The following is a 5,784-nucleotide window of genomic DNA, read 5'->3' as shown; positions in this document are numbered from 1 at the left end:
AGTGTTTGTTGTTTGAGAACTCAATAGTGTGCCAAGTTTGTTGATACCGAATATTTTTATTTGGTGAATACATAACATTTGCTTGAGGCATTGCACCCCCGTGCAGTGTTCTTGAGTGTTTTATTATTCGCCAGGACTTCATTGGCTTCGCCCTTATTTTCCAAGGGGTTGCCGGTGGCTTTTTATTTTTTTATGGAGAGTTTGATCCTGGCTCAGGATGAACGCTGGCGGCGTGCTTAACACATGCAAGTCGAACGATGAAGCCCAGCTTGCTGGGTGGATTAGTGGCGAACGGGTGAGTAACACGTGAGTAACCTGCCCCCGACTCTGGGATAAGCCCGGGAAACTGGGTCTAATACCGGATATTACCTTTGACCGCATGGTTGTTGGTGGAAAGATTTATCGGTGGGGGATGGACTCGCGGCCTATCAGCTTGTTGGTGAGGTAATGGCTCACCAAGGCGACGACGGGTAGCCGGCCTGAGAGGGTGACCGGCCACACTGGGACTGAGACACGGCCCAGACTCCTACGGGAGGCAGCAGTGGGGAATATTGCACAATGGGCGAAAGCCTGATGCAGCGACGCCGCGTGAGGGATGACGGCCTTCGGGTTGTAAACCTCTTTCAGTAGGGAAGAAGCGAAAGTGACGGTACCTGCAGAAGAAGCGCCGGCTAACTACGTGCCAGCAGCCGCGGTAATACGTAGGGCGCAAGCGTTATCCGGATTTATTGGGCGTAAAGAGCTCGTAGGCGGTTTGTCGCGTCTGCCGTGAAAGTCCGAGGCTCAACCTCGGATCTGCGGTGGGTACGGGCAGACTAGAGTGATGTAGGGGAGACTGGAATTCCTGGTGTAGCGGTGAAATGCGCAGATATCAGGAGGAACACCGATGGCGAAGGCAGGTCTCTGGGCATTTACTGACGCTGAGGAGCGAAAGCATGGGGAGCGAACAGGATTAGATACCCTGGTAGTCCATGCCGTAAACGTTGGGCACTAGGTGTGGGGGACATTCCACGTTTTCCGCGCCGTAGCTAACGCATTAAGTGCCCCGCCTGGGGAGTACGGCCGCAAGGCTAAAACTCAAAGGAATTGACGGGGGCCCGCACAAGCGGCGGAGCATGCGGATTAATTCGATGCAACGCGAAGAACCTTACCAAGGCTTGACATGTGCCAGACCGCCTCAGAGATGGGGTTTCCCTTCGGGGCTGGTTCACAGGTGGTGCATGGTTGTCGTCAGCTCGTGTCGTGAGATGTTGGGTTAAGTCCCGCAACGAGCGCAACCCTCGTTCCATGTTGCCAGCACGTAAAGGTGGGGACTCATGGGAGACTGCCGGGGTCAACTCGGAGGAAGGTGGGGATGACGTCAAATCATCATGCCCCTTATGTCTTGGGCTTCACGCATGCTACAATGGCCGGTACAATGGGTTGCGATACTGTGAGGTGGAGCTAATCCCTAAAAGCCGGTCTCAGTTCGGATTGGGGTCTGCAACTCGACCCCATGAAGTCGGAGTCGCTAGTAATCGCAGATCAGCAACGCTGCGGTGAATACGTTCCCGGGCCTTGTACACACCGCCCGTCAAGTCACGAAAGTTGGTAACACCCGAAGCCGATGGCCTAACCACCTTGTGTGGGGGGAGTCGTCGAAGGTGGGACTGGCGATTGGGACTAAGTCGTAACAAGGTAGCCGTACCGGAAGGTGCGGCTGGATCACCTCCTTTCTAAGGAGCTAACCATTATTGGTTGCCCATGCTGGACACGAGTGTTGTCCGGGTGGGTTGCTCATGGGTGGAATATCAATGGACTCAATACCGGAAAACGTGCTGGCTGATGCTGGTGCGGGGTATTGGCTGTGGCCGCGTGGTGCTTGGGCATCTGCTAGTACGCATTGCGAGGGGTTTTCTTCTTGCGGTGCTGGAATGCGGTGTGTGGGTGTTGTGTGGTTTGTATGGTTTGGCATGCTGTTGGGTTTTGAGGCAACAAGCCTCCTTTCCTGGTGAATGGTTGCCGGGGTTCTTCCTGTGGGGAGGGTCCTGGTGGTGTTCGCTTGGGTGAGGGGTTCTTGGTGTTTCGGTGTTTGTCCTGTGTTTGCTGCAAGGATGTCCTGTTGGATTGATGCTGGCCTTTGGCTGGTGTTGGTTTTGGGGTGTTGTTGCGGGGGTGCGGGGTTGTTGTTTGGGAACTGTATAGTGAACGCGAGCATCTTGCAGATGAGATGAGCTGGGTAGTCCTTTTCCTTGGATTGCCTGGTGTTGGAGTCTTGTCTGCGTGATTTTGTTAGATTGTTTTATTGCTCATATCTTTTGACTTTGATGTTGTGTTGAAGTTTTTAAGGGCGCACGGTGGATGCCTTGGCATCAAGAGCCGATGAAGGACGTGGGAATCTGCGATAAGCCTGGTGGAGTCGATAACCGGACGTTGAGACCAGGATTTCCGAATGGGGGAACCCCGCACCATGTTATGTGGTGTGACCTGCAGCTGAATGTATAGGCTGTGTGGAGGGAACGCGGGGAAGTGAAACATCTCAGTACCCGCAGGAAGAGAAAACAACAGTGATTCCGTTAGTAGTGGCGAGCGAACGCGGATGGGGCTAAACCGGTTGGTGTGTGATAGCGGATAGGCGTTGCATCACCGGGGTTGTGGGGTCGGCATGTACCAGCGCTATCTTGCTGGTGGGATGAGGTGCAGGCGTATAGGTGAATCGGTTGGAATGCCGGACCATAGAGGGTGATAGTCCCGTAGGTGTAATGCGTGTCTGCCGTTCTAGTGTTGATACCCGAGTAGCACGGGGCCCGTGAAACCTTGTGTGAATCTGCCAGGACCACCTGGTAAGCCTGAATACTACTTGATGACCGATAGTGAATCAGTACCGTGAGGGAATGGTGAAAAGTACCCCGGGAGGGGAGTGAAATAGTACCTGAAACCGTGCGCTTACAATCCGTTAGAGCTGGGGACTTGTTCCCTGGTGATGGCGTGCCTTTTGAAGAATGAGCCTGCGAGTTAGTGTTACGTCGCGAGGTTAACCCGTGTGGGGAAGCCGTAGCGAAAGCGAGTCTGAATAGGGCGTTTGAGTGGCGTGATCTAGACCCGAAGCGAAGTGATCTACCCATGGCCAGGTTGAAGCGCGTGTAAGAGCGTGTGGAGGACCGAACCCACTTCAGTTGAAAATGGAGGGGATGAGCTGTGGGTAGGGGTGAAAGGCCAATCAAACTTCGTGATAGCTGGTTCTCCCCGAAATGCATTTAGGTGCAGCGTTGCGTGTTTCTTGCTGGAGGTAGAGCTACTGGATAGGCGATGGGCCCTACAAGGTTACTGACCTTAGCCAAACTCCGAATGCCGGCAAGTGAGAGCGCAGCAGTGAGACTGTGGGGGATAAGCTTCATAGTCGAGAGGGAAACAGCCCAGAACGCCAACTAAGGCCCCTAAGCGTGTGCTAAGTGGAAAAGGATGTGGAGTTGCTGTGACAACCAGGAGGTTGGCTTAGAAGCAGCCACCCTTGAAAGAGTGCGTAATAGCTCACTGGTCAAGTGATTCCGCGCCGATAATGTAGCGGGGCTCAAGCACACCGCCGAAGTTGCGTCATTCAAATATTAACCTGGTTTCGATTGGGTGTTTGGATGGGTAGGGGAGCGTCGTGTGGACGGTGAAGTCGCGGTGTAAACCAGCGGTGGAGGCCACACGAGTGAGAATGCAGGCATGAGTAGCGAATGACGGGTGAGAAACCCGTCCGCCGAATGATCAAGGGTTCCAGGGTTAAGCTAATCTGCCCTGGGTTAGTCGGGACCTAAGGCGAGGCCGACAGGCGTAGTCGATGGACAACGGGTTGATATTCCCGTACCGGCGAAGGACCGCCCATACTGAGCTGTGGATGCTAACCATGATTGACGCTAGCTGTTGGTGCCTTCGGGTATCTTGCTGGTTGATGTGGTGGGAACCGATGCAGTGAGGTCAGCGTATTAACAGGTGTGACGCAGGAAGGTAGCCGAGCCAGGCAATGGAATTGACCTGGTCCAAGGGTGTAGGAAGAGTGGTTGGCAAATCCGCCGCTCATATATTCTGAGACCTGATAGGCGCCCCGTTTTCGGGGTGATTCGGTGATCCTATGCTGCCTAGAAAAGCATCGGCGCGAGGTCCAAGTCCGCCCGTACCCCAAACCGACACAGGTGATCAGGTAGAGAATACTAAGGCGATCGAGAGAATCATGGTTAAGGAACTCGGCAAAATGCCCCCGTAACTTCGGAAGAAGGGGGGCCTGCCCCGTGATGAGAACTTGCTTCTCTGATGCGGGTGTGGGCCGCAGAGACCAGGGGGAAGCGACTGTTTACTAAAAACACAGGTCCGTGCGAAGTCGCAAGACGATGTATACGGACTGACTCCTGCCCGGTGCTGGAAGGTTAAGAGGACTGGTTAGCAGTAATGCGAAGCTGAGAATTTAAGCCCCAGTAAACGGCGGTGGTAACTATAACCATCCTAAGGTAGCGAAATTCCTTGTCGGGTAAGTTCCGACCTGCACGAATGGAGTAACGACTTCCCCGCTGTCTCAACCATGAACTCGGCGAAATTGCAGTACGAGTAAAGATGCTCGTTACGCGCAGCAGGACGGAAAGACCCCGAGACCTTTACTATAGTTTGGTATTGGTGTTCGGTGCAGCTTGTGTAGGATAGGTGGGAGACTGTGAAGCTTGGACGCTAGTTCAGGTGGAGTCATCGTTGAAATACCACTCTGGCTGTACCGGTCACCTAACTTCGGACCATGATCTGGTTCAGGGACAGTGCCTGATGGGTAGTTTAACTGGGGCGGTTGCCTCCTAAAATGTAACGGAGGCGCCCAAAGGTTCCCTCAGCCTGGTTGGCAATCAGGTGTCGAGTGTAAGTGCACAAGGGAGCTTGACTGTGAGAGTGACAGCTCGAGCAGGGACGAAAGTCGGGACTAGTGATCCGGCGGCACCTCGTGGAAGGGCCGTCGCTCAACGGATAAAAGGTACCTCGGGGATAACAGGCTGATCTTGCCCAAGAGTCCATATCGACGGCATGGTTTGGCACCTCGATGTCGGCTCGTCGCATCCTGGGGCTGGAGTAGGTCCCAAGGGTTGGGCTGTTCGCCCATTAAAGCGGTACGCGAGCTGGGTTTAGAACGTCGTGAGACAGTTCGGTCCCTATCCGCTGCGCGCGTTGGAAATTTGAGAAGGGCTGTCCTTAGTACGAGAGGACCGGGACGGACGAACCTCTGGTGTGTCAGTTGTACTGCCAAGTGCATCGCTGATTAGCTACGTTTGGAAGGGATAACCGCTGAAAGCATCTAAGCGGGAAGCCTGCTTCGAGATGAGATTTCCATGCACCTTGAGTGTGAGAGGCCCCCAGCTAGACCACTGGGTTGATAGGCAGGATGTGGAAGCAAGGACTAAAGACTTGTGTAGCTGACCTGTACTAATAGGCCGATGACTTTCAACACACAATAAAACAATATTTGAACTGATGATTTCAATGCTGTTCGCGTTCACTATGCGGTTACGAGACAACAACCTCTAACCAGCAAATACGGATACAAGACTTTGTAGCACCGGAAAACACTGACCAGGAAACGTTTTGGTTTGTGTGCTTCGTGATTGTTACGGCGGTCATAGCGTGGGGGAAACGCCCGGTCCCATACCGAACCCGGAAGCTAAGGCCCACTGCGCCGATGGTACTGCACTCGTGAGGGTGTGGGAGAGTAGGTCACCGCCGGACTTAACTTGAGTAGATGGTTTGAGGCCCTGGTACCGTTTGGTGCCGGGGCCTCACCTGTTTAAC

General features: G+C 53.9%; 3 rRNA genes. All 3 read left to right on the top strand.

The features are described 5' to 3' along the window. Positions 1 to 189 precede the first annotated feature (189 nt). Positions 190 to 1,715, top strand: a 16S ribosomal RNA gene (locus ACIOTN_RS17970). Between the two features lie 598 nt (positions 1,716 to 2,313). Beyond that, positions 2,314 to 5,446, top strand: a 23S ribosomal RNA gene (locus tag ACIOTN_RS17965). A gap of 158 nt (positions 5,447 to 5,604) precedes the next feature. Continuing rightward, positions 5,605 to 5,721 (top strand): 5S ribosomal RNA (rrf, locus tag ACIOTN_RS17960). The 16S, 23S and 5S rRNA genes sit together here, the layout of an rRNA operon. Positions 5,722 to 5,784: the final 63 nt, after the last annotated feature.

This window comes from Glutamicibacter sp. NPDC087661, assembly GCF_044743275.1.
In the GTDB taxonomy this organism is placed as follows: Bacteria; Actinomycetota; Actinomycetes; order Actinomycetales; family Micrococcaceae; genus Glutamicibacter.
Note: the sequence above shows the minus strand (reverse complement) of the source record. Positions and strands in the feature narration are given on the sequence as shown.